Genomic DNA, 24,714 nt, shown 5'->3' with positions numbered 1-24,714 from the left:
ATCCATAGCTATTATTGTTGGTGAACCTAACAAAGGTAGCTATAACCCACAATTTACATTACCTTTGGCGACGAGTTTTTGTCATGGGTGTTTCATAATGATTCTGCATGGTGTTCATCACAGACCTAAAACATCCGTATCCCAGTTTTTCAATTTTGTTGTACCACAAGGCAAGTTTAGCCCGAGCCACATCTTTTTCATAATGATAGTTGTAAATCCCCGTTAGTTCCATGGAAAGGTCGTATACTTCCCTAAGTTCAGGATAAATCTCAAATAGTATACGAGCTCTTTCAGCCTGAGATTCAGTCCATTTAGTATAGTTTTTAGTCAGTACATGCTTTGCTCTGGCTAATAACTGTTTACGCGTATCTCCGTTACTGTATCGAAAAGGTACATATTCTACTCCTTCTTTCTTACAACGGTCTATTTCATCATTTTCAAGGTCACGCGCCATCCATCTGTAAGTGATGCGGAGTTCATCAATGGCTTCATAGAAAAGACGTTGTACATGAAAGCGGTCGTTAGTCATGGTAGCGCAGGGAAAGACTGTGCGAACGATCTTCATCATCGTTGGTGAGAGGTCAAGAGTCACCTCTCTGACTGTTTTTCGTTTGATAAGGCTTATTTTTTCAAGCACGGCTATGACATCTTCTGATTTGGTTCCTTTAATCATTGCCACTAATGTTCCTCGCCTTGCACGTCCGGCTTTATTGGTGATAATGGTATAAAGCTCACCACAGCTTAATGAGGTCTCATCAATAGCTAAATTTGATCCAATATTGTGTTTGAATAAAACATAATTCTGAGCATGGGAAAGCTGATCCCACTGGTTATAGTCACTGATATGCTCCTTGTATTGTGTGGAAAGCAACTTACCATTAACACCATAATTATCTGCAATGGAGGATATGCTTGCTACTGTGGTCTCAATCCGCATCTTTTAAAAAAGCAACGAAGTCAGGCGTTAGTTTAGTACCTTCAGTCGTCAAATCGTCATACGTATAGGAGAATATCTCACCAGTGGAAGTGTCTCGCCATTTACGACGTCTGACATGAAGAAAAACAGGTTTACCACGCAATGGGAAATCCTGAATAACTTTCTCGGGGGTGAAGCCATAGGAACGAACAGTACCCTTCTTGTAATCATCAAGCTCCAGAGACTCTTTTTCATCCAACCAAAAATTAAGACTATCAGACTCTTCTTGATAACCAACAACATCAAAGTACTCCATCAGTACTTCAGGAAAAACCAATCTTAATAATTTTAAACTGTGCATCATGCAAAGATAGAACAGGATACGATTATTAACAACCTGTTTTTTTACTTGACCCTTTATTTGGGATGTAAGAGGGGGGTTGATTATCACGCCGAGATAATTACAAATAAAAATGATGCCTAAAGTGCTTTTTTGAATTTCCTGCTTAATATTGATAACACAGCAAAAATCCCAACCCCCGTTAATATCATAACAAAAAGATTACCCTCTGTATCCGGTCGAATCTCCCTTATATACCCCATATATATAGTTCGTACTATAAACACGATGCCTATAGCCAATATGAGTGAAACAAGATGAATACCCATCGACAATCGGTAGTATGGGCGCATAATGCGGCTCTTGCTATATCCTATTAAATGCAAATTTTGCAGCTTCTCTTTGTTCTTTTCGAGGAGTAAAGAAATGCTTAACAGTAAAACGAAGAAAGATAACAGGCAAATGATAATACCTATCGTAATCACAATCCCAATAACTATTTTCAGGAAGTAAGACATGCTGCTTAATGCATCACTCTCGCCCTCTACCTCATAGTTGTTCTCTTGAAGAAAAGTGGCGATGTTAGGATCCATCGGATTGTTGACCTCAATCATAATACGGCTTGGCAATGCATTCTTCTCCGAACTAAATTTTTCATTAGCCCATACCATAAATGATTCCGGCACTAAGATTGTATTGATTCTATTAGAGAAACCAATGATTCTTCCTTTAAATCCCTGAACTTGAGATTGTCCTGATAAAGTAATGTCGAGATTTACTAACCCAATCATGTTGGGAGTGAGCTTGGGCATAGAACGAGCCTCGGCAAAACCAAAGTTATATAAGTCGAGATAGTTTTTGGGGATGATGATAGGGATAAGTTTATCTCCCGAAGTAAATTGCCAACCTTCTGTTTTTACATCGATGAAATTGTTGGGGATGGCTTCAAAAAACATTTCAGTTCTAAAGCCTCCCTGCTTGGTGTTAATACCACCGTAAACGCTGTAGCGGGAAGATGTAAATGCGCCGACATCTTTGGTAAAGGAGGCATTTTTAATTTTGTCTATCTCTTTTTGAGAAAAGGAAGTTGAGTTGCCACCCAAAGTTGTCAGTAGGTTTACTTTCTTGGTTATGATCAGGAAGTCTTTCTTTATCAGGCTATCTTGTTGACCGGAGAGAAGCGGACTGATATCCGTATAGAACTGTATCCCCAACAAGACAATGCTTAATCCCAACAGGTTTGCTATGAAAGAACCAATAAGTTGAGATTTGTTTATGTTCTGTTTTAATAACTTCCAAACCAAATTCATAGCATCCATATTTGAGTATAATTCAGAGGCAGATCTTTTCCGATAGAAGTTGCCAAAAGTCCCGCACCTTGATTTGCCACCTCCTCTTCTATTAGTTGAGCCACGATTTGAGCATTCTTATCGTCAAGGTGACTGATTGGTTCGTCAAGGAATAAGAAATCGAACGGCTGGCAGAGAGAGCGGATAATAGCAACCCGTTGCTGTTGACCCCACGACATTTTACCCACCGGAAAATCTTTTCGGTCGGCAATATCTAAAATATCCAGCCAATGTTCAATCTGATCTTGTGTTTTATAGTGCGTTAAATTATTCTTGAGTTGTATATTCTCCAAAGCAGTCAGTTCCGGGAAGAGACGAAGTTCCTGAAACAAAAGGCTGATGTGGCGGGAACGAATATCATCCCAATTTGCCTTTGAATCTTGAGTATTAACATTATCAAAGAATATCTGGCCCGAGTAGTCGGAACGATAGCCATATATATAGCTGCAAAGCGAACTCTTTCCACGTCCGGAGTCCGCTTTGAGCAAATATGATTTTCCTTTCTCAAAATAAACATCCTTTTCCCAGATATCGGAGCGAGTATCCGATGAACCGGAAAATACATTGGGAAGTATTTTGTTAAGGCGAATATGGTTCATTACATTCCTTCCATAGACAGTGTGATGCTCTCATCTATCAGTTTACAGAAAACGGCCAAGCTGTTATCGCTTTTATCCGTGATAATGAGTTTTCCTTCACCATCCGAAACATTCTTAGCTGCAAAAGAGTAGTCGCCAAGTAAGTTTAGCCATTTTTCTGCTAATTGTTTGGCTATCGGATCTTTGGCTTCCTTTAATAACATAGGCTTGATGGGGTCGAGACTTCCATACATGAATACTTTTTTGCCTTTGGCCAATGATGCAAACTCATTCATTTGAGTGTTAGACATATCATTGAGCATTGCTTCCCGGTTAGTAATATATAAAGTGTTGTCGGATAAGCCAAGGTAGAAAACCATATCTTCAACAGTCATAAGATAAGCGTCAGATCCGGTGTTCTGAATGTTTAAATCATCGCCTGCTTTTTCTACGATTTCTGTAAAAGTATTCCACAGTTGCTTGCCATCTTTTAAATCGACAAGGAGGGTTGCTTCCGGCATCATCTTATCGAATCTTCCATAAGCGTTCTTACCTTGAGGAATCATTTTGTGAATGGCAAAGGTTACGTCTCCTTCTATATTAGAAATAATTGCTTCAAGATCTACGCCTGCTTGCGAAAGCTTTTCTTTGGTTTCTTCATCAATTAAGTTAAATAGACCACTTTCTTTATAATACTGAAACAAACCGCTTCCTTTTAATCCGGTTGACAGAACAAATAATGGAGTTTCTTTAAAATATCTTAGCTGATTAACTTTCAGGTCTTGAGAATACTGATCCATCAGCTTCATATACTTTTCTTTATCTTCGTCTGATTTGTAGTAAATCTTGCAATCGGTTGCTACTTCCCCTTTTTCAAAAGAGACGAAAAAGCCGTAATTAATGCCGTCTGCCAGTTCTTTTATAGAGGAATAAAAATCTTGAATGACAGGCATTTGAAGAGCCATAACATCCCAAAGGTTCATCGCATTCTCGTAAGAATAGAATATGGAGATGTCTTTTTTGTTGTCAAGAAAGGCCTGAAAGCTTTTATTGGCTTGAATGCTTTCCTCAGCTCCTTGTTTGAGTTGTTTAATAACTTGCTCTTTTAAGTTTCCTGAACCTCCGGAAAAACTTCTTGTTTGATTAAAAAACAAAAGTTTTTCTTTTGTCCAAGCAACTACAATTCCCCAAGAGGGCTCCATGATGGTAATACCATCTTTTTCCTCCAACATTTCTTCGGGTATTTCGAATGTTTCGGTTAATGTGCGACGTAGCTTTTTTGCATCGTTTACTTTCCAAAGGATTCCTGTACCCGACTTATCTATATATAAGAAAGAGTCATCAATTAAGTCAATTCCAAAGGAGTTTGGCTTTTTTATCAGAGTCTCAATATGTCCCATCATTTCACCATCTTTTCCTCCTCTGTTTTTCTGCTCGTCGAGGAATTTTTTAAGCATTTTGTTGTCTAATGGGTTGTAATGAGCCTTCTGTATCAACGCTTTTGTGTTGTAATGAATAACATTGATGGCCGTAGCAGGAATGGAACTGGTTAGTTGATCTGTTTTTTTGTCTTTACAAGAAGCAAAGTTGATAACTAAAACAGCCAAAATAAGGAGTAAAGATGATTGTTTCATACGATGTGATATTATGTTTCCACGAAAGTATAAAAAACATTTAACTATTCGAAACAAATATAGTATTTTATTCTTTCGAGGTCTTGTTTTGTGAACTCCTCATATAAGGATAATTGTTCGAGTTTTTTAAGTTTACCTTTCTTCTTTCGGTGTTCTATAATGACTTTGGCCTGATAAAAATTAAAGTAAGGATGTTCCTTTAAATGTTCGACACTTACTTTGTTCAGGTTGATGCGGTTCGTCTCATTCTCGGATACCCTAAACCAATCTTCTAACTTCTGAATATCAAGATTGATGTCGGCAAGTTGATGAATAGTATAAAATCCTCCTAATCGTTTTCGGTAGTTTGTAATTGTTTTTGCTATGCCGCTGCCGATACCGGGTATTTTTTTAAGTTCGGTAGTATCGGCTTTGTTAAGGTCGACCACTGTTCCCGGAGGATATTTGTATGCAACCAGTCTTAGGGTATCATTCTTAATCAAAATAGAATTATTCTTTGGAGTTGGAATTGCATCATGCACGATAGATTCCTGTTTAGCAAAATACATGTAAGGTAATAATGTGGTATACAGTTCTTCTGTTAAACCGTAAATCTTTCTGAAATCCTCCGGTCGCCGGAACTTCCCACCTTTACGTCGATAGTTTAATATGTTCTTTGTTGTTTGAGATGAAAGACCTAATTGGAGTAAGGTCAGCGAATCGGCTGTATTGGGGTCGAAAGCTGTGAGTTTAGTCTCTATCTTATTAGAAAGGATTGTGTTTGAATTGTTTTTATCTTTTTTCTGTTTACTTAAAGAAGCTACAAATTCGCTGTATTCCTGATCAAAAGTTTCATCTGCTTCCAATTCACTGTTTCGCATCCGGGAAGGCAGGAAGATTCCTACACAAATAGCTGCAAAAATAAGTAGAACTAAAACAATTACTCCTTGCCTCTCTCTGCGAGTATAGTAAAAGAATTCTTTCCACATATTATTTCAGAAGCCCTAACTCATTAATGAAAATGAAGGCGATAGCAATAGGTGCAATAAATCTTAAAAGAAAAATGATGATATGATAAAGAAATGTCTTTAATGTACCATCGTTGGTGATTTCTGCTTTTACAACTTTCTTATTCAGGTACCAACCTACAAATAGGGAGATGAATAAGCCACTTAATGGTAACATAATTTTGGCTGTAGTATAGTCGAATAAGTCAAATGTATTTAAGCCAAACAAAGTATATTCTTTGGTTACACCCAAAGATAAAGAACAAAAGATTCCAAGGAAGATACATCCGGCAGTCACAAAGGTAGCTGCCCGGCCACGGGTTATTTTGAATTCTTCGTGCAGGTAAGCAGTAACTACCTCGTGCAGTGAAATAGTAGAGGTGAGTGCAGCCACAGCCAAAAGCACATAAAATAAAACAGAACAAATATATGCTAAGGCAGGCAGACCGGAAAAAGCTTGCTGAAACACATTAGGCAAAGTAATAAAGATCAGGCTGGGGCCGGCATCCGGTTGAATACCTACCGAGAAAGCAGCAGGAAAGATAATAAGACCGGCTAATATTGCCACAATCGTATCAATAATACCTACACTAAAAGCTGTTTTAGTAAGATTAGTGTCTTTCCCAAAATAAGAGGAGTAGGTAGTAAGGCATCCCATGCCGAGGCTTAAAGAAAAGAAAGCCTGTGCCATAGCACTAAGAAATACACTACTGGTTACTTTACTAAAATCGGGTTTTAAAAGGAACTCGATTCCTGTGCCGGCATTTGGCAACAAAATAGAACAAATGGCCAACACTATCAGCAAAATAAAAAGAGTAGGCATCATAATCTTGGCAGACTTTTCAATTCCCTTTTCTACTCCTTTTACAATAACAAAATGAGTACCCAGCAGAAACAGTACAAGCCACAGTATGGGTTTCCACGGATTGCTGGAAAAAGTAATGAAAGATGTTATAAAGTCGGAGGAAGATTTACCAACAAAGCTATTAGTAGTAGCTTCTACAATATATTCCAATGTCCATCCGGCTACTACCGAATAATAACTTAAGATGAGAAATGCGGTTAGTACACCTATCCGACCCAGCCATTTCCAAGGTGTACCCGGTGCTAATACGCTATAGGCTCCTGCTGTGTTGGCACGCGATCGGCGTCCCACAATAAACTCGGATATCATGATAGGGAGACCTAGAATAAGAACGCAACCCAGATAAATAAGAATAAAAGCAGCTCCACCATTATTCCCGGTTTCGTATGGAAATCTCCAAATATTTCCTAATCCAACCGCCGATCCTGCTGATGCCAGTATGACTCCTACTTTGCTTCCAAATGTTGCTCTTTTTATCTTTGCCATGCCTTTTTTAAAATGAACTAAAAGATATAATTTCTACTAAAACATACAAATATAGAAAATGTTTCGTACTTTTGCTTTACACGTAATTAAGTAATTTAAAATGCTCTATTATTTTAGAAAGTATCCCCTATCTATTTCCATTATATTATTGGTTATTTATTTGTCGTTCTTTAGACCACCTAAGATAGATGTGGCAGATGATATTCCTAATCTGGATAAAATAGCACATTTCTGTATGTATTTTGGCTTGTCCGGAATGCTTTGGTGGGAATTCCTGCGGTCGCATAAAAACAATCATCCTATGAGGCATGCATGGATAGGAGCTTGCCTGCTACCGATATTATTTAGTGGTGCAATAGAATTATTACAAGAATATTGCACTGCTTATCGCGGGGGCGATTGGATGGATTTTGTTGCTAATGCAACAGGAGCACTTTGTGCAGCTTTAGTGGGATATTATATACTGAAGCCAAAGATGCTGAAAAAGAAAATTACAGATTAAAATAAAAAACTATGAAACAACATGCAACTAAAGCGATCTCATTGTGGATAAGTGTATTATTCCTTTCTTTGTTTGTGGCTTGCGAGAAGAAAGATTCGGAGACTGCGCCAATTGGAATTAATGCCAAAGTAAATAAATTCTCAGTAGGAGCGATGAAGCACTTCTATGTGTGGAATAAGGAAATTTCATCTTCCATTAAAGATAATAGTGAAGATGAACCTATAGAGCATTTCTTAAAGATGAGATATAAAGATGATGGTTGGTCTCGACTCGAAAATACATCTTCTCCTTCTACAAGAGCTGAAATTGATGAAACAACTACAGATTTTGGATGGTGGATTTATCCTTTTTCTTTCATTGGCGAAAGCAAAATGTATATCGCTATTGAATACGTGAACCCAAATTCACCGGCAGCTAATGCCGGGCTAAAAAGGGGAGACATCATATATAAAGTAAATGGTAATTTCCTGACTACAGAAAAGAAATCTCTGACTGATTTTCTTGCATTGAAGTCTATGTCTATAGAAGTTGGGGAGATGTATGTAGAATCAAACACAATAGATGTGAGGTCTACAGGAAAGAATCCTCTAAATTTACAAGTCACAACTAAATGCTTCGATTCAGTACTTCATGCCGAAATTATCAATGAGGATGAGCCAGATAAACCTCAGATTGGCTATCTGTGCTATTCGAGTTTTACTAAAGCTTCCCGAACTAAACTGAAAAACACTTTTGCTTATTTCAAACAAAAGGGGATTACTGAAATGATATTGGATTTACGTTTTAATTTGGGAGGATATGCTGATGTAGCCAATGCATTGGCAGGAATGATTGCTCCTAAAACGGTTCTTGATAATAAAACGATATATTTGAAACGAGCATGGAATGCTGAAATGATGAAGTTGCAAAAAGAAGATGAAATCTTTGACAGTAGCGTAATCAATGAAAACTTAAATCTTGAGCGTATTTATATACTCACTACAGAGATCACTGCATCGGCTTCCGAGGCTACAATTTTAGCGCTTAGACCTTATATGGAAGTAGTTCATATAGGAGAAAGGACTCTTGGAAAGTTCTGTGGCGGATTGACTATCACTCCAGAAGATTATTTTAAAGAGTTTAAGTTAGGAAAAGATTCAGACATAGAAGGTGTTGAAAATTGGGAAGCAACTATAATGGTGTATAAGTTCTCTAATATAAATGGGGAATCTGCTCAGGGAGGTATCGCTCCTACCTATGAAAAAGAAAAGGTGGATTCTGCCATTGATTTATTCTTCAAACCTTTAGGTAGCCCGGAAGACCCAATGACTCAGATAGCGGTTTCTCTAATAGAAACAGGGAAATTACCTGTAAGAAAGTCTACAAGAAGTATCTTATTACCTGAGATAAAAGACTATAAGATTTCATCAAAGAATAAAAGTGAAATGATTATTTGTAAAGAGTCCCTTTACAAATAACCCACCACCTCCCTCAATCTAATCTCATTAGAGCCCTTTATCAGAATCATCATCCCTTTCGGGCGATTCTCTTGAAGGGCTTTAGCGTTTTGGGGAAACCTTTCAAACTTAAAAAAGTCTTGTTTTTTGCGTAATAAACATGACTTTTAATACCTTTGCAGATATATAATTGAAGAATATGTTGATAGCAGATCAAATAAAGGAAAAGCTTAATTCAACTCCGGATGGAGTTGTATTCACATTAAAGGATTTCAAAGTAGAACCACAATACGAAGCTGCCCTTGTAAAACTCCTAAGTCGTTTTGTTGCTAAAGGTGAGCTTGAAAAGTTATCAAAAGGGAGATACTACAAACCTCGTAAAACAATATTTGGTACATTAAAGCCCGCTTCTTCTGAAATAGCAAAAGATTTTTTAGAGAAAGATGGTAAACTGATAGGCTATATCACAGGGACAGCAGCTTTTGCCACTATGGGATTAACCACTCAAATAACTTCATCCATAATGATCGGCTCTAACAAATACCGCCGTCCGTTAAAACGAGGTGAATACAACATTTCATTCCTGTTACAGCCAAATGAAATTACAGAACAAAATATTCGTTTATTGCGAATTCTTGACGCTATCCGACTAATAAGAGAAATACCGGCGGTAACACCTGATGAATGTATTCTTCGACTTGGAGAGTTGATAAAAAACATACCGAAACAAGAACAACAGATATTTTGTGAATTAGCAATTTCTTATACCCCATACGTGCGCGCCTTATTGGGGGCAATAATGGAACAGAATAATATAAATACATATAATTTGAAAGCATCATTAAGTGGAGTTACCACATATAAACTTCCTATTTCTGATGATGTATTATTAACAAAACAAAATTGGAATATTGTATGAGGCTTCATGAAAATAGAGAATTGTTTGCCGATGCTATTTTAGCTGCATCACGTCCCAAAGAAGAAGGAGGTTTAGGTATTAAAAGTATTTTTATTGAAAAAGATTATTGGATTTGCCGTTCACTATCCTTAATGGTAAAAAACGATAAAGAAGGGCGTGCTATATTCAAAGGTGGCACAAGTCTAACCAAAGCATACGGCATAGGTTCCAGATTTTCAGAAGACATTGATATAGCAATAACAGAAGCATGGTCGCTGAGTGGGAATCAACTCAAAAATCTAATTCGTAAAACCGCCAAGAACATGACACTTGGCTTATTAGAAATAAATATTCCAGGTTCTACAAGTAAAGGTTCTCATTATTATAAGGCATTTTATAGCTATCCCCGTGAAGTTGATTCCATTCAAGTAGGTGCCATTAAAGCTGGACAATTACTTATTGAAATTAACTCTTTCGCTAATCCATATCCATTTGAAAAACGTACACTTTAAAGTTTTCTTACTGATTTTTTCGTACAAACAAATAGTCAGGCATTAATTGAAGAATATGAAATGCAACCATTTGCTGTATCCGTTTTGGACAAACGAAGGACTTTGACGGAAAAGTTAGTATCCATAATACGTTGTTCCTTAGCTAATAATCCCATTCAGGAGCTCACAGCTAAAATTCGCCATTTCTATGATCTACATTATCTCCTTCAGGATAAAGAATGTAAAACCTATCTTGAAAGCACTTCTTTCAAAGATGATTTTCAGTCCTTGTTCGAACATGACCAAAAGAGTTTCGATAAACCTGAAGGATGGCAAAGCAAAACGTGGTCCGAATCCCCGTTAGTTACAGATTTTTGCGCCTTGTGGAATTCTTTGAAGGATGTTTATTGCAAAGAATTACCTGATCTATCTTATCAAAAAATTGCCTCTACTGAAGAGGTTGAAGAGAGTGTTAAAAGTATCATACATTTCTACAAATAACCCACCACCTCCCTCAACTAATCCCATTAGAGCCCTTTATCAGAATCATCATCCCTTTCGGGCGATTCTCTTGAAGGGCTTTAGCGTTTTTAGGAGATATTAAGTACACTATATTCTTACCATCATAACTATTCGTCCTTATTGTGTCAAAAACACTCTCCAGCTACCATCTTTCTCTCCACGCTCAACATACTTCTTGGAAATCAGCTGATCCAATAATTTCTGAATAGCCGTCACGCTGATGCCTGTTTCCTCTTTCATGTCCGCAAGCGTCAAAATTGGCTGTGTTCGCATAGCGTTCAAAATTTTCGTGTAATTTGGTGTTCGAAATGCAATCCGTTCCCCATCATACCACCACACATTCTCATTCCTCTCGCTCACAAACAGCACATCATTATACACTTCTGTAGCCACCAGATCATTGAAGTATTTCATAAAAGGACGGATATTCTTGATATCTGCATGAGCACCATCACTCGGCACAGGACCAACTTCAATATCGGTCTGATGTAAAGCTTCCAAATATTCACTCTTTTTGCGACTACGGACTACAATCATCGGATAATCGTGGCGAGTTAGGATGTAGTTCACCATCAGTCGAGCAATACGACCGTTACCGTCCTCGAAAGGATGAATGCGTATATAACGATAGTGAAAGAGTGCAGCCAACTCTACTGGTGAAAGTTTTCCCTCTTGTTCTGCCACATTATACCAATCCACTAAATCCCCCATCAACCCTGGGGTTTCCTCAGGTGAGGCATACTCAAATCTGTCTCCATATCGTGTGATTACACTGTTAGGTCGTGTTTTATACTGTCCGGCGTGAATCACGTAACTTGTCTGTATACCACCAGGTAAATTATGGTATACTGTGTAATCCTCTCGTAGTATGGTCTTATGCAATGTTCGGATAAATTTCTGCGTCAATGGTATTCCTTTCACCGTAGCTTCTTCTGTCATCATCCGTAGGCCTACGTTACTTGCTGTCATTTCTTGTACATCACGAACATCCGCTTCTCCAATTACCTTGCCAAAAAGTAGCAAGATTTCTGTCTGGCCATAAGTTAATGTATTCCCCTCAATATGATTGCTGTTGTAGTTGAAATCTACAGTAAAGCGGCGACTAAGCCTTTCTCTATCTTTCTCTAACAGTGGCTGCAAATTTTTCCATGCAGCCAGCGCCTTCTTTATATTAAGATACTTCATACGGATTTATAATTATCAATAAACAGAACAAATATACAAAAAAACGCCTAAAAGGTTATGTTATTACAACCTTTTAGGCGTTTTTATATCTTTAGACTCGGAATCTGGATGAAGGTGTCAAATAACCCACCACCTCCCTCAATCTAATCTCATTAGAGCCCTTTATCAGAATCATCATCCCTTTCGGGCGATTCTCTTGAAGGGCTTTAGCGTTTTGGGGAGATATTAAGAATGCGTCAGTTTCTCTTAAAGTGTCATTGAGAATTCTATCTTACATCCCAATGCGTTCATTATACGATAAAAGGTTGAAACCTTTGGTTCGGTCTGCCCACTTTCAATACGAGATATATAAGATCTGTCAGAACCAATACGTCGGGCTAATTCGGCCTGACTAATATTTGCTTTTTTTCGGGCATCCTCAATAATTTGGCCTGTATAAAACGTATATGCTTTTTCCTCTGCTTCTGCTCTTTGTTCGGTACCTTTTGCTCCGAATTTAGCATCAAGCACCACATCGTAATCTGTGATTTTATGGTTATTTGTCTGCATAATATGCCTCCTTTATTTTAATTGCTTTTTCTATTTCGTTATTTGGCGTTTTCTGAGTTTTCTTTTGGAAACCATTAAAAAGAACAACAATATTTCCTTCATCAAAAATAAAAAACACCCGAAAGATATTTGAGTTGTACTCTGTGCGCAATTCATATATTCCTTCCTTAATATAGTCTACAAACTTTCTGGACAATCTTTCCTGAGTCTTCAACAAGAGTAATCCATACAGGATTTTATCTTGTTCTTTTTCAGTAAGCGTTTCCATGAACGCTTCAAAATATCCTCCATACGTTCGGATTTTTCGTTCTGTCACCATGATACAAAGATACAAAACGTTGCTCAACTATACAACAAAACAAGCCTTTTAATTATTAAAGGGACATGTTTACTCATTAAATCCCTCTCTACAAATAACCCACCACCTCCCTCAATCTAATCCCATTAGAGCCCTTTATCAGAATCATCATCCCTTTCGGGCGATTCTCTTGAAGGGCTTTAATTAATTCATCTACATTTCTATAAGAAGGATAATTATGTTTAGCGGCAGCAAGCAAATCGCCCACAAACACAACATTCTCGAAGCCATTTTCTTGTAGATAATCCACTATTCTTTGATGCTCTGCTGCGCTATCCTCTCCTAATTCCCTCATATCACCCAGAATCAGCATCTTACGATCGGCATTTATGTTCTTAAAATTGCTAAGTGCCGCCATCATGCTGGTAGGGTTGGCGTTATATGCATCAATGATTAATGTGTTATCAGCTGTTTTTTGAAGTTGCGAGCGATTATTGGTTGGTGTATATTCACTTAATGCTTTATCTATTCGGGTTGGCTCTACACCAAAGAAGAAACCAATGGTGACAGCCGCCAAAGCATTCGAAAAATTATATTCCCCTATCAATTGGGTATTTATAGTATGTAGACTTCCTTCCTTGCCATGCTTCCAGTTAAAGGTTAAATAGGGAGAATTGCCTGTGATGGTGCCATTGATGTACAAATTCTCTTCGGTTCCATACTCAATAAGTCTTAACTCTTTGGCGATCTCCATTAAATACGAGTTCTCGTGATGAATAAAGACTACCGGGTTCATGCGTTTACGCAGAAACTCATATAATTCTCCTTTTGTTTTTATAACTCCTTCGAAAGAACCAAATCCTTCCAGGTGTGCTTTACCCACATTGGTGATGATTCCAAAGTCCGGCTCTGCTATGCGACAGAGGAAATCTATCTCGCCAAGATGGTTGGCTCCCATTTCGATGACTGCAATTTCATGCTCTTGCTTTAACCGAAGTAGTGTTAACGGAACACCAATATGGTTGTTTAAATTGCCTAATGTATAGAGAATATTAAAATCTTTAGATAAAACAGCAGCAATCAACTCCTTGGTAGTGGTTTTGCCGTTTGTGCCGGTAATGCCGAGTACTTTTGTTTTAAGTTGCCGACGATGATAGTTGGCCAACTGCTGCAAAGTAGTCAATGAATCTTCTACTACAATATATCTTTCATCTCCTTTTATGGCATGCTGTGGTTCATCAATAATAACATAAGAGCATCCGCTGTTTAATGCTTGGGTTGCAAATAGGTTTCCATTAAAGGAGTCGCCTTTCAGGGCAACGAACATAGAATGGGGAGGACAGTTACGACTATCGGTTGTAACCTCACTACAAGAGAGAAAAAGCGTATAGAGTGCAGATATATCCATCATCGGTTTTTATATTTGAGAACAAACGTATATAAAATTCTTGGATTATTCAAGATGGTTTTCGATGTTGCTTTTGACCCTATGACGTGTAGATATATTCTTAGATAAACGCATTGTTGGTTTTTAATGAATGTTTTCAAGTATTCATACACCCGGGTGTAGTTGTTCGGTACACCCGGGTGTACGGGGCGGGTAGATCCGGATGTAGGAAGCTTGTACACCCGGGTGTACAAATGGGTGTTCTATAAGTTAATGACAGGTAAATAGGCAGATGCAAAGAAGGACTAAAATAGATATTTGAAGAAGATCTCATGTAATAATACAGAAAAAGGTGGGACTTTAGTGGGACTTTGTGGAACTTCTTTTGGGAAGTATCACCTTGTAAACGATTCAATTACAGATGGTTAGCTGTGCGGTGGGACTTGTGGGACTTTTTTGAGGAAAAAACTTTCTGGGGATAGTTTATTGTTTTTGCTATTTAGACGCGGATTACACAGATTGAACGGATTAAAATCACGGATTATTTTCGTGTGTTTTATCTGTGGTTTTGCTCCTTTTATTCGGTGTTGTTTAAGGTTGGGATATTTAGCTGTTTTGTAATGATAAATACGCGTAGCTTCTACTTATTGATGGTGTTTACTAAATTTGTTTCGGTTCGTTTCTTTTCTTTATTCAAAGAATAAACTACATTTGCATAAATTCATCCTATTAGAAACCATTCATTATGAAGGCACTACTAAAAAACTCTTTGGCAATATTCCTATTAATTGCTTTATCTTTATTACAAAGTTGCGACAACTATCCTAAGGTGATTGAAAATCCGGAACACGGACTTAAAAATACACCAATCCTAACAATTGATAAGATTGAACTTACGGATACCACTACCATATTCCATTTTACGGCTAACTTCCGCCCCCGCAATTGGATTACGATTGCAGCCGATACTTACCTGAAAGCCGGTAACGAGAAGTTTGTTGTTACCGCCGCCGATAGCATAGCTTTAGGCGAAAGACACTGGATGTCGGCAAGTGGAAAAGACTCTTTTGTGCTTTACTTTCCGGCATTACCCAAAGGAACCAAATCGGTAGATTTTATAGAAAGCGATTGTGATGATTGCTTTAAAATATGGGATATAGACTTAACCGGGAAAGGTATTAAATACACCCCCGATATGCCCAAAGAAGTACTGAATATCCAAATAGATAAAACAGCCGAGCTTCCTGCGGCCGAACTTAAAACCGGGAAAACAATATTGAATGTACATTTCACCGGGCTCAAAGAGGGCTACAAATTAGGAGATCCTCAACTAATTTTAAATGATGTGTTTTTAATGACTCAACATCAAATCGAACCTCAAAGCATAGAAGGGAAAACGTATCGATTTGAATTTGTGCAGAATGCTACAACAAATGCTTTCTTGATAGATGGTAGCCGCATGATAGCAGGCGTTATACTATCGCCGGGCGAAACAGCCGATGTGTATATTGATTTTACAGCCAAATCGATAAATGACTTTTGGAAAGACAAGAAAGAGCCTATACAAACAATTGGATATAAAGGAAAATATGCATCTCTGAATTTGGAACGTTCGATGGTAAACACCGATAAATACATGCCCGAAGGTTTCAAAAAGAACGATGGAGTTGAAATACTCGATATGGCGCCTCAAGATTGGGTGAACAAAAAGAAACAAGAAGTTGCACAGGGGGTAGCTCTTATTCAAGAGGATAAGAATTTGAGCCCGGCGTTTAAAACACATCTTTCGCAATATCTGAAGGCTATTTGCATGTCTAATGTAACAAGAATAAAACACACCTATGAGTGGGCATATCGCGAAAAAAACAAATTGAACTACAGAGATCCGATGGATTACAAAGGTCCGGAGTTCGACGATGAAATCATTTTCATGCTTAAAGAGTATGTGCCGGGTGATGTTAAGAACCTGTATCAACCTCAAATATATTCTATATACAGTTCTATTGTACAAAACATTTCTTCGGATGAAAAGCTAAATGAGTTGACAGGTTCCGAAACCGGAATTATGCAAGATATCAAGAAAGCCTTACCTGTTCTTGCACAAGTAGAGAATCTGAATAAATTGACTCCCGAAGAAGAACAATTATTAAACTCTCTTTCGCTTCCATTATTTAAAGAAGCTTTCTATGCTACTCGTGCCGAGGTTCAAAAGAAGTTTGATGAAGCCATGGCCAAGGGAGGTTATGTAATAGCAGATACGCCCAAAGCTGCAAACGATAAATTGTTGGAGGTAATCATTGAACAATATAAAGGAAAAGCCCTATTCATTGATTTCTGGGCAACATGGTGCGGACCTTGCCTGGGAGCAATGAAAGCCATCAAACCGTTTAAACCCGAAATGAAAGAAAAAGGAGTAGAAGTTATTTATATCTCCGGAGAAAGCTCTCCAAAAGGAAAGTGGATGAATATGCTTCCGGACATCGGCGGTGTACATTACTATCTGACCAATGAACAATGGGGCGCATTGTGCAAGAAATATGAAATAACAGGAATCCCCGGTTACATCATTGTAGATAAGAAAGGAAATATCACCTATAAGAAAACCGGATTCCCCGGGGTTGATACAATTAAGGAGGAATTATCAAAGGTTTGGTAATAGCCTGACAGAGAATATATCGAAAGTATCAATATCAACCACAGATTAACACTGTACTTTCGATATATTCCCAACAAATACATTTACAACAAAGTACAAAGAAATGAACAAGAAACTGCCAATCTGGTGGCTATTGTGCTTATTGTCCGTGTCGGTAATAGCACAACGGCCTATTGATTACGTGAATCCGATTATCGGAACAAATGGCATGGGGCATACCTTCCCCGGAGCCTGTACCCCCTTTGGGATCGTCCAATTAAGTCCCGACACCGATACCATCCCACACAACATAGAAGGGAAGTATCAGAAAAAGGCATACGAATATTGTGCTGGGTATCAATATCGAGACCGTACTATTGTAGGATTTAGTCATACACATTTTAGCGGAACTGGTCATTCGGATCTGGGCGATATTCTTATTATGCCTGCTACGGGCGAATTGAAACTAAACCCGGGACGAGCCGATTACCCGGACGAAGGATATCGGTCGCGCTTTAATCATGCTACCGAGAAAGCTACTCCCGGATATTATGAAGTTATGCTCGATGATTATGGTATTAAAGCACAAATGACGGCTACACAACGGGTAGGAATACATAAATATACCTTCCCCGAAGGCAAGAACGGACATCTTATTTTAGATTTAGTACATGGCATTTACAATTATGACGGCAAAGTACTATGGGCAAACCTTCGGGTAGAAAATGATACCTTACTAACCGGATACCGAATTACCAACGGATGGGCACAAACCAACTATACCTATTTCGCAATCTCTTTATCGCAACCTATAGAGAGCTATGGCTATAAGGATATGGAGAAGGTGCAATACAGAGGCTTTTGGCGGCGCTTTAAATTGAATGAGAACTTCCCGGAAATCACCGGACGTAAAATTGTATCTTACTTTAACTTCCATACCGAAAAGCAATCGGAGTTGGTAGTGAAGGTAGCCTTATCTGCCGTCAGTACAGCAGGGGCAATTAAGAATTTGCAAGCAGAGGCTGCCGGCAAAAGCTTTGATCAGTTAGCAGAAGCCGCTGCCGGAGCCTGGAATAAGGAATTGGATATTTACGAAATAGAAGGAACTCCGGATCAGAAAGCTATGTTTTATACCTCGTTGTATCATACTATGATTAACCCATCGGTATATATGGATGTAGACGGAGCCTATCGCGGATTAGATCATAATATTCATCAGGCAAAAGGATTTACGAATTATACTATTTTCTCTCTTTGGGATACCTATCGGGCAGAACATCCATTCCTTAATCTGGTTAAGCCGGAGCGTAATGCAGATATGGTGCAGTCAATGATTAAACACCAGCAACAAAGTGTACACGGCATGCTGCCTATTTGGAGTCATGCCGGTAATGAAAATTGGTGTATGAGTGGTTATCATGCCACATCTGTATTGGCCGATGCCATCGCAAAAGGAGTTTGCAGGAATACGCCGGAAGCGTTAGACGCTATGGTAAATACAGCCACCGTACCTTACTATGAAGGAGTAGCCGACTATATGAAGTTAGGTTATATTCCTTTAGATAAGAGTGGTACCGCTGCCTCTTCTACTTTGGAATATGCGTATGATGATTGGACCATCTATCAAACCGCCCTGAATGCAGGAAATAAGTCGGTTGCAGAAACTTTCCGGAAACGAGCATTGAACTACCGGAATATATATGATTCTACAATTGGCTTTGCTCGTCCCCGATATAGCGACGGTTCATTTAAGAAAGAGTTTGATGTATTACAAACGTATGGCGAAGGCTTTATTGAAGGCAATTCATGGAACTTTTCTTTTCATGTGCCACATGATGTATTGGGTATGATAGACCTAATGGGAGGGGAGGACGTATTTGTACAACGACTGGATGAGCTATTCTCCATGCATTTACCCGAAAAATATTATGAGCATAACGAGGATATAACAGACGAATGTTTGTTAGGAGGTTATGTACATGGCAATGAACCAAGCCATCATGTGCCCTACTTGTATGCATGGACTTCTCAGTCTTGGAAAACCCAATATTGGCTGCGCGAAATCCTGAACAAAATGTACCGGAATGACATTAACGGATTGGGCGGAAATGATGATTGTGGTCAGATGTCGGCTTGGTATCTCTTCTCCGTGATGGGATTCTATCCGGTTTGTCCCGGAACCAATCAGTATGTATTGGGCGCTCCGTATTTACCTTATTTAAAACTGAAGTTGCCCAATGGCAATGTCTTGGAAATCAAGGCGCCGGGCGTTAGCGACAAGAAACGCTATGTGCAATCAGTGAAATTAAATGGAACGGAATATAAAGCATTGTATATAACTCACGAAGATCTTTTAAAAGGAGGTGTATTGGAATTTAAGATGGGTGCATCTCCCAACAAACGCAGAGGTCTTGACAAAGAGAATAAACCTTACTCCTTAACAAACGGAATTAGCTAATCTACCAAAGAACTAAAATATGAAAAAGAATTCTTTACTATATATTGCCTGCTTGTCGATAGTTATCATGGGATGTGCTGTGAATAAAAACAGAGCCTCGGCTTGGGAGAAGTATAACGTAGGCACCATCCTTTTTGAAGACCAAGCACCCGAAACTCAAGGCTCGGGAATCTATCATCAAATAATTCCGGATGCGGAATCGTATATAAAAGAACAAGCCCGAACGGTGCTGGCTACACTTTATAACTCGCCGAAGGATAGTATCGTTCCGGTACATCAAATTCATTATACACTGAAAGATGTGAAAGGTATTTCTGCCAAAGGTGGTAGTAAAGGGAATATTGACATCTTTTATAGTACACGCCACATCGAACAATCATTTGCACAGAATGATACTGCAAAACTCCTCTTCGAAACCCGGGGAGTACTGCTACATGAGTTAACACATGCCTATCAGCTCGAACCGCAAGGTATTGGTTCTTATGGCACCAACCGGGTATTCTGGGCTTTTATTGAAGGTATGGCCGATGCCGTGCGGGTAGCGAATGGAGGTTTCGGACCAAATGCACGTCCTAAGAAAGGAAACTATATGGATGGATATCGTACTACAGGTTATTTCCTGGTATGGTTGCGCGATCATAAAGATCCGGAATTTCTACGTAAGTTCAATAAAAGTACGTTGGAGGTGGTGCCATGGTCGTTCGATGGCGCTATTAAGTATGTATTAGGAGAAGAATATAATATAGATGATCTGTGGCGCGAATATCAAATAGCTGTAGGAGATGTAGAAGCATAAGAAACCTAAAGAAAAGCCTATTAATGCCCGGGGGTATGATATTTATTTATACTTTTGTAAGTAATCATTCTAAATAAAGTTTTGTGATTCGTATGAAAGTATCTTTCTCAAAATACATCAATGTAAACGGTCGCTTATTAGACCTCTCTTACCCCCAAGTAATGGGAATACTGAATGTAACTCCCGATTCTTTCTACTCCGGAAGCCGCATGCAAACGGAGGCAGATATAACCGATCGTGCCCAACAAATTATAGCAGAAGGGGGGACTATTATTGATATAGGAGCGTATTCGTCTCGCCCCAATGCCGAGCATATATCTTCTGCGGAAGAGATGAATCGCTTACGGCCGGCATTGGAGATTCTTGCGAAGAATCATCCCGATGCTATTGTTTCTGTAGATACATTCCGGGCAGATGTGGCAGAAATGTGTGTTAAAGAATATGGTGTTGCTATCATCAACGATATTTCGGGCGGTATGATGGACGATAAAATGTTTGAAACCGTAGCCCGCCTGAATGTACCATACATCCTGATGCATATACAAGGAACACCTCAGGATATGCAGAAAGAACCCCAATATGAGAATGTTGTCAAAGAAGTATTTATTTACCTGGCAGAGAAAGTGCAACAACTTCGCGATCTGGGAGTTAAAGACATTATCCTCGATCCCGGTTTTGGCTTTGGTAAAACAGTAGAGCATAACTATGAATTGATGGCCGTTCTGGAAGAATTTAGTATATTTGAACTGCCGTTATTAGTCGGAATATCCCGTAAATCAATGATTACCCGTTTATTGGATATTACCCCGGCCGAGGCATTAAATGGTACAACTGTATTAAATACCATTTCGTTGCTCAAGGGAGCCGACATATTAAGAGTACATGATGTGAAGCAGGCTGCGGAAGCTGTAAAGATTGTACAAATGTTGAAAGATTGCTCTCCATTAAATCGTAATTAGTAAATCGTCAAATAGTAAATAATATAATATCGTGTTTATAGACTTCGGAATAAAAGATTTTATTGATATACTGCTGGTAGCTTTCCTGCTATACTATATCTATAAACTGATAAAAGGATCCAGTTCCATTAATGTCTTTGTTGGGATTCTTATTTTTGTACTATTCAGATTGGTAATCTCTCAAATGCTTGAGATGCGCTTGCTGGGGTCTATTCTCGATACATTATATAATGTAGGTGCTATCGTGTTGGTAGTATTGTTTCAGGATGAAATCAGGAGATTCCTGTTTACATTAGGAACACATCGGCAGGTTAGCGTTCTTATTCGCTTCTTTACACGCAATAAACAAGAGAAGAAGGAGAACCCCGAATTTCTGCCCCTTGTGATGGCGTGTATCAGCATGGCTAAACAAAAAGTAGGAGCCCTCATTGTAATTGAGCATAATGTACCTTTGGATGAAGTAGTACGCACGGGAGAGATACTCGATGCTAATATAAGCCAGCGACTCATTGAGAATATCTTTTTCAAGAACAGTCCACTTCATGATGGGGCTATGGTGATTCGAAAACGAAAGATAAAAGCAGCAGGCTGTATCTTACCCGTCTCGCATGATTTGAATATCCCCAAAGAATTAGGGTTGCGACATCGGGCGGCTATGGGAATCTCTCAGGAGTCGGATGCTCATGCAATTATCGTGTCGGAAGAAACCGGAGCTATTTCCGTAGCATACAAAGGAGAGTTCTACCTCCGGTTGAATGCAGAAGAGTTGGAAAGCCTTTTAAATAAAGAATAGAAGTATTCCGATTTATATGTCTATATTTGAATAATAAACAATAAGTATAATTATGAGAAATTTTACCTGTGTACAAGATTTAGGCAATCTGCAAGAAGCTCTGGCAGAAGCCTTTGAGATAAAGAAAGACCGTTTTAAATATGTAGAGTTAGGAAGAAACAAAACATTGATGATGATCTTCTTCAATTCAAGTCTACGTACTCGCCTAAGTACACAGAAAGCGGCTACCAACTTAGGTATGAACGTAATTGTTCTCGACATCAATCAGGGAGCCTGGAAGCTGGAAACAGAAAGAGGTGTTATTATGGATGGCGATAAACCCGAACATATATTAGAAGCCATTCCTGTGATGGGGGCTTATTGCGATATTATCGGTGTGCGTTCCTTTGCTAATTTCGAAGACCGTGATTATGATTATCAGGAAACTGTTATCAACCAATTCATTAAATATTCCGGTCGTCCTGTATTCTCTATGGAGGCGGCTACCCGCCATCCGTTGCAAAGCTTTGCCGACCTAATCACCATTGAAGAATATAAGAAGAAAGATCGTCCCAAAGTGGTGATGACTTGGGCACCGCATCCTCGTGCGCTACCTCAAGCTGTTCCTAACTCTTTTGCAGAATGGATGAATGCTACCGATTATGAATTCGTTATCACTCACCCCGAAGGTTATGAACTTGATCCTTCTTTCGTAGGAAACGCCAAAGTAGAATACGATCAGATGAAAGCTTTTGAAGGAGCTGATTTTATCTACGCCAAAAACTGGGCTGTCTACAGCGGCGACAATTATGGCCGGATATTAAGCAAAGACCGCGATTGGACTGTGAGCGACCGTCAAATGGCTGTTACTAATAATGCGTACTTTATGCACTGCTTGCCTGTGCGTAGAAATATGATTGTGACGGATGAAGTAATCGAGAGTCCACAATCTATTGTTATTCCGGAGGCTGCTAACAGGGAGATTTCGGCTACGGTGGTAATTAAACGGTTGTTGGAGGGATTGGAGAAATAGTTTAAGCAAATAAGATCCACCCGGATGGCACGATGAAAACTAAGTTTATACACATATATTCTTCCTATATCATTTGTGTGGCTTTCTTCTTCAGTTCTTGCAACAAAGAACCGAAAGAAAGCCCTCTCTTTCTGCAAATAGATTCTCTGATTAAGGTGCAACCGGACAGCACCTTGCAGATGCTCAGAAACATACCTATAGAAGAGCTGGCTAATCCAAAAGATTATGCCGACTATGCACTTTTAGTAACAAAAGCCAAAGATGCCAACCGTATTATACATACCAGCGACTCCCTTATCCGAATAGCCGTAGACTACTATCAAGACACCCGAAACAAAAAGAAGAAGAGGCAAGCCTATTTCTACTTAGGAAGAGTGTATCGGGATATGGAGATGAGTACCACGGCCATAGAAGCTTTTCAGCAAGCATTGGAGATCAGCGGAAAAACTAAAGACAGGTTAACCTCGCTCATCTACAGCAATCTTTCTTTCTTATATCAGGAACAGGGATTCTATGAGAAGGCTATTGAAATGATTAATCAGGCATACGAAATCAGCGTACAAACAAATAATGTATATGATAAAGCCTCCTTCTCGCGAGAGCTTGGACTTATTTTGCGATATGCCAATCAGCCGGATAGTGCTTTACATTATTATAAAGAAGCACTTAAATCGGCACAAGCTATATCTGAAAAAAGATTGGAGTCTTTCATCTTATCGGATATGGCGCATCTCTACGGACAACAAGGAAAACTCGATTCGGCTTATTGGTATATCGAAGAGGCCCGAGAAGCAGCGCCGGATCAGCAAATAGTTACCTCCATGTTTTTTGTGACAGGTAGGGTGTTTCATCAGTTGGGCGATATGGATTCTGCCCGCAATTATCTTTTGCCTTTGCTCAACAATCACGATATCTACACGCGCGCTGCCAGTCGGTTAGAGCTAAGTGCCATCGAGGAGAAAGCGGGAGATATACAAAAAGCATTCAAGTATAACCGGGAATATCTCTCTCTGAAAGATTCGATAGATAGCCGCATCAGAAGGCGGGAAGCTGCCATCTTATTAAATGAGCATGCTATAAAAGTAGAAGCTGAGAAAATAACCAGAGATAAGCTGAAGTTGGCAGGGTTTATCATTGTAACCCTTGGTTTCCTGATTTTATTTATCAATATGCTTTATCGGAATAGAAAGCATAAGCGTGAAGCTGTAGTAGAACCATTGCCCAATATGGAGGCTGTATCTAAAGAGGTTCAAGTGTTAAGTCAGTCGTTAAATTCTCAGGGCAAGAAAATTAAGTCGAGTTTAGCAGCCTTACAGAAAGAGCCATCTTACCCCCTTGTTGAAAAAGTGCACAACAGCAAAGAACCGGAGAATATACATCTTACTATAGAAGAAAGAGAAACTCTTAAAGAAATATTCCTCAAAACATTCTCTGATGTAGGAAAGGAACTTGCCCTCACATTTCCTAAACTTACTCCCGATGAACTATATTGCTGTATTTTATATCTGTCGGGATGCAGCTCGCCGGAAGTAAAAGTAATCCTTTGCATTGAAAACGGAGCTCTCCGAGTAAAAAGAACACGTATCCGCAAAAAAATAGACCCTATTATTTATGATTTGATATTTAGTGATAAGTAGCT

The 24,714-nt window shown here is 38.9% G+C and carries 21 protein-coding genes and 1 pseudogene; 11 read left to right on the top strand and 11 right to left on the bottom strand.

Going from position 1 to position 24,714, the window contains the following annotated elements:
• Positions 1-58: 58 nt before the first annotated feature.
• The 7 genes from D0T60_RS13590 to D0T60_RS13560 all read right to left on the bottom strand — a co-directional run bounded on the left by D0T60_RS13590 (position 59) and on the right by D0T60_RS13560 (position 7,154).
• On the bottom strand, positions 59-931 hold the full coding sequence (locus D0T60_RS13590; protein WP_370524555.1) for a transposase: 873 nt from the start codon (positions 929-931) through the stop codon (positions 59-61).
• Positions 927-1,277: a transposase family protein gene (locus tag D0T60_RS13585; protein WP_163218652.1), complete on the bottom strand. Its 351-nt coding sequence runs from the start codon at positions 1,275-1,277 to the stop codon at positions 927-929. The genes D0T60_RS13590 and D0T60_RS13585 overlap by 5 nt, the downstream gene beginning before the upstream one ends.
• A 119-nt stretch (positions 1,278-1,396) precedes the next feature.
• Complete coding sequence (locus tag D0T60_RS13580; protein WP_239059565.1) at positions 1,397-2,575, bottom strand: ABC transporter permease; 1,179 nt, start codon at positions 2,573-2,575, stop codon at positions 1,397-1,399.
• Complete coding sequence (locus D0T60_RS13575) at positions 2,563-3,204, bottom strand: ATP-binding cassette domain-containing protein (RefSeq protein ID WP_163218649.1); 642 nt, start codon at positions 3,202-3,204, stop codon at positions 2,563-2,565. The genes D0T60_RS13580 and D0T60_RS13575 overlap by 13 nt, the downstream gene beginning before the upstream one ends.
• Positions 3,204-4,817, bottom strand: a complete 1,614-nt coding sequence (locus tag D0T60_RS13570; RefSeq protein ID WP_163218648.1) for a DUF4836 family protein — start codon at positions 4,815-4,817, stop codon at positions 3,204-3,206. The genes D0T60_RS13575 and D0T60_RS13570 overlap by 1 nt, the downstream gene beginning before the upstream one ends.
• A 44-nt stretch (positions 4,818-4,861) precedes the next feature.
• A complete protein-coding gene (locus tag D0T60_RS13565) occupies positions 4,862-5,785 on the bottom strand; it encodes a helix-hairpin-helix domain-containing protein (protein WP_163218647.1) in 924 nt (307 codons plus the stop codon).
• A 1-nt stretch (position 5,786) separates the two neighbouring features.
• Positions 5,787-7,154 (bottom strand): sodium-dependent transporter, encoded by a 1,368-nt coding sequence (locus D0T60_RS13560; protein WP_163218646.1) that lies wholly within the window; start codon positions 7,152-7,154, stop codon positions 5,787-5,789.
• A gap of 100 nt (positions 7,155-7,254) precedes the next feature.
• Between D0T60_RS13560 and D0T60_RS13555 the strand changes: the two genes are divergently transcribed.
• The 4 genes and pseudogenes from D0T60_RS13555 (at position 7,255) to D0T60_RS13540 (ending at position 10,982) form a co-directional block, all read left to right on the top strand.
• On the top strand, positions 7,255-7,656 hold the full coding sequence (locus D0T60_RS13555; protein WP_163218645.1) for a VanZ family protein: 402 nt from the start codon (positions 7,255-7,257) through the stop codon (positions 7,654-7,656).
• 11 nt (positions 7,657-7,667) lie between these two features.
• On the top strand, positions 7,668-9,113 hold the full coding sequence (locus D0T60_RS13550) for a S41 family peptidase (protein ID WP_163218644.1): 1,446 nt from the start codon (positions 7,668-7,670) through the stop codon (positions 9,111-9,113).
• 178 nt (positions 9,114-9,291) lie between these two features.
• Complete coding sequence (locus D0T60_RS13545) at positions 9,292-10,011, top strand: DUF6088 family protein (RefSeq protein ID WP_163218643.1); 720 nt, start codon at positions 9,292-9,294, stop codon at positions 10,009-10,011.
• Positions 10,008-10,982: pseudogene (locus tag D0T60_RS13540) on the top strand (nucleotidyl transferase AbiEii/AbiGii toxin family protein). Before D0T60_RS13545 ends, D0T60_RS13540 begins: the two are co-directional and overlap by 4 nt.
• Positions 10,983-11,120: 138 nt before the next feature.
• On the opposite strand, the gene D0T60_RS13535 reads toward D0T60_RS13540, so the two are convergent.
• From D0T60_RS13535 to murF, 4 genes are all read right to left on the bottom strand, one after another.
• Positions 11,121-12,188: a Fic family protein gene (locus D0T60_RS13535; protein WP_163218642.1), complete on the bottom strand. Its 1,068-nt coding sequence runs from the start codon at positions 12,186-12,188 to the stop codon at positions 11,121-11,123.
• 246 nt (positions 12,189-12,434) lie between these two features.
• Positions 12,435-12,737, bottom strand: coding sequence for a helix-turn-helix domain-containing protein (locus D0T60_RS13530; protein ID WP_163218641.1), 303 nt, complete (start codon positions 12,735-12,737; stop codon positions 12,435-12,437).
• Positions 12,724-13,056, bottom strand: coding sequence for a type II toxin-antitoxin system RelE/ParE family toxin (locus tag D0T60_RS13525; protein ID WP_163218640.1), 333 nt, complete (start codon positions 13,054-13,056; stop codon positions 12,724-12,726). Before D0T60_RS13525 ends, D0T60_RS13530 begins: the two co-directional genes overlap by 14 nt.
• 88 nt (positions 13,057-13,144) lie before the next feature.
• Positions 13,145-14,443 carry a UDP-N-acetylmuramoyl-tripeptide--D-alanyl-D-alanine ligase gene (gene murF / locus D0T60_RS13520; RefSeq protein WP_163218650.1) on the bottom strand — a complete coding sequence of 433 codons (1,299 nt, stop codon included), beginning with the start codon at positions 14,441-14,443 and terminating at the stop codon, positions 13,145-13,147.
• A gap of 724 nt (positions 14,444-15,167) precedes the next feature.
• On the opposite strand from murF, the gene D0T60_RS13515 reads away from it, so the two are divergent.
• The 7 genes from D0T60_RS13515 (at position 15,168) to D0T60_RS13485 (ending at position 24,712) form a co-directional block, all read left to right on the top strand.
• A complete protein-coding gene (locus D0T60_RS13515; protein ID WP_163218639.1) occupies positions 15,168-17,078 on the top strand; it encodes a TlpA disulfide reductase family protein in 1,911 nt (636 codons plus the stop codon).
• A gap of 103 nt (positions 17,079-17,181) precedes the next feature.
• Entirely contained in the window at positions 17,182-19,515 is a 2,334-nt protein-coding gene (locus tag D0T60_RS13510) for a GH92 family glycosyl hydrolase (protein WP_163218638.1), read from the top strand.
• Positions 19,516-19,534: 19 nt separating this feature from the next.
• The gene (locus tag D0T60_RS13505) at positions 19,535-20,311 is read left to right on the top strand and encodes a basic secretory protein-like protein (RefSeq protein ID WP_163218637.1); all 777 of its coding nucleotides are present in this window, start codon (positions 19,535-19,537) and stop codon (positions 20,309-20,311) included.
• A gap of 92 nt (positions 20,312-20,403) precedes the next feature.
• Complete coding sequence (gene folP, locus D0T60_RS13500; protein WP_163218636.1) at positions 20,404-21,270, top strand: dihydropteroate synthase; 867 nt, start codon at positions 20,404-20,406, stop codon at positions 21,268-21,270.
• A 31-nt stretch (positions 21,271-21,301) separates the two neighbouring features.
• Positions 21,302-22,063, top strand: a complete 762-nt coding sequence (gene cdaA, locus D0T60_RS13495) for a diadenylate cyclase CdaA (protein WP_163218635.1) — start codon at positions 21,302-21,304, stop codon at positions 22,061-22,063.
• Between the two features lie 52 nt (positions 22,064-22,115).
• The gene (locus tag D0T60_RS13490) at positions 22,116-23,075 is read left to right on the top strand and encodes an acetylornithine carbamoyltransferase (RefSeq protein WP_163218634.1); all 960 of its coding nucleotides are present in this window, start codon (positions 22,116-22,118) and stop codon (positions 23,073-23,075) included.
• Between the two features lie 32 nt (positions 23,076-23,107).
• On the top strand, positions 23,108-24,712 hold the full coding sequence (locus D0T60_RS13485) for a lipopolysaccharide assembly protein LapB (protein ID WP_163218633.1): 1,605 nt from the start codon (positions 23,108-23,110) through the stop codon (positions 24,710-24,712).
• Positions 24,713-24,714: the final 2 nt, after the last annotated feature.

The sequence above is a fragment of the Bacteroides sp. 224 genome (assembly GCF_010500995.1).
In the GTDB taxonomy this organism is placed as follows: domain Bacteria; phylum Bacteroidota; class Bacteroidia; order Bacteroidales; family Bacteroidaceae; genus Bacteroides.
Note: the sequence above shows the minus strand (reverse complement) of the source record. Positions and strands in the feature narration are given on the sequence as shown.

Coding starts and splice junctions, on each gene's coding strand:
- D0T60_RS13535 (WP_163218642.1), bottom strand. CDS start 12,188: ATGAAGTATCTTAATATAAAGAAGGCGCTGGCTGCATGGAAAAATTTG.
- D0T60_RS13550 (WP_163218644.1), top strand. CDS start 7,668: ATGAAACAACATGCAACTAAAGCGATCTCATTGTGGATAAGTGTATTA.
- D0T60_RS13510 (WP_163218638.1), top strand. CDS start 17,182: ATGAACAAGAAACTGCCAATCTGGTGGCTATTGTGCTTATTGTCCGTG.
- D0T60_RS13585 (WP_163218652.1), bottom strand. CDS start 1,277: ATGCACAGTTTAAAATTATTAAGATTGGTTTTTCCTGAAGTACTGATG.
- D0T60_RS13485 (WP_163218633.1), top strand. CDS start 23,108: ATGAAAACTAAGTTTATACACATATATTCTTCCTATATCATTTGTGTG.
- D0T60_RS13555 (WP_163218645.1), top strand. CDS start 7,255: ATGCTCTATTATTTTAGAAAGTATCCCCTATCTATTTCCATTATATTA.
- folP (WP_163218636.1), top strand. CDS start 20,404: ATGAAAGTATCTTTCTCAAAATACATCAATGTAAACGGTCGCTTATTA.
- D0T60_RS13515 (WP_163218639.1), top strand. CDS start 15,168: ATGAAGGCACTACTAAAAAACTCTTTGGCAATATTCCTATTAATTGCT.
- D0T60_RS13565 (WP_163218647.1), bottom strand. CDS start 5,785: ATGTGGAAAGAATTCTTTTACTATACTCGCAGAGAGAGGCAAGGAGTA.
- D0T60_RS13580 (WP_239059565.1), bottom strand. CDS start 2,575: ATGGATGCTATGAATTTGGTTTGGAAGTTATTAAAACAGAACATAAAC.
- D0T60_RS13570 (WP_163218648.1), bottom strand. CDS start 4,817: ATGAAACAATCATCTTTACTCCTTATTTTGGCTGTTTTAGTTATCAAC.
- D0T60_RS13490 (WP_163218634.1), top strand. CDS start 22,116: ATGAGAAATTTTACCTGTGTACAAGATTTAGGCAATCTGCAAGAAGCT.
- D0T60_RS13575 (WP_163218649.1), bottom strand. CDS start 3,204: ATGAACCATATTCGCCTTAACAAAATACTTCCCAATGTATTTTCCGGT.
- D0T60_RS13530 (WP_163218641.1), bottom strand. CDS start 12,737: ATGCAGACAAATAACCATAAAATCACAGATTACGATGTGGTGCTTGAT.
- D0T60_RS13505 (WP_163218637.1), top strand. CDS start 19,535: ATGAAAAAGAATTCTTTACTATATATTGCCTGCTTGTCGATAGTTATC.
- D0T60_RS13525 (WP_163218640.1), bottom strand. CDS start 13,056: ATGGTGACAGAACGAAAAATCCGAACGTATGGAGGATATTTTGAAGCG.
- D0T60_RS13545 (WP_163218643.1), top strand. CDS start 9,292: ATGTTGATAGCAGATCAAATAAAGGAAAAGCTTAATTCAACTCCGGAT.
- D0T60_RS13560 (WP_163218646.1), bottom strand. CDS start 7,154: ATGGCAAAGATAAAAAGAGCAACATTTGGAAGCAAAGTAGGAGTCATA.
- murF (WP_163218650.1), bottom strand. CDS start 14,443: ATGGATATATCTGCACTCTATACGCTTTTTCTCTCTTGTAGTGAGGTT.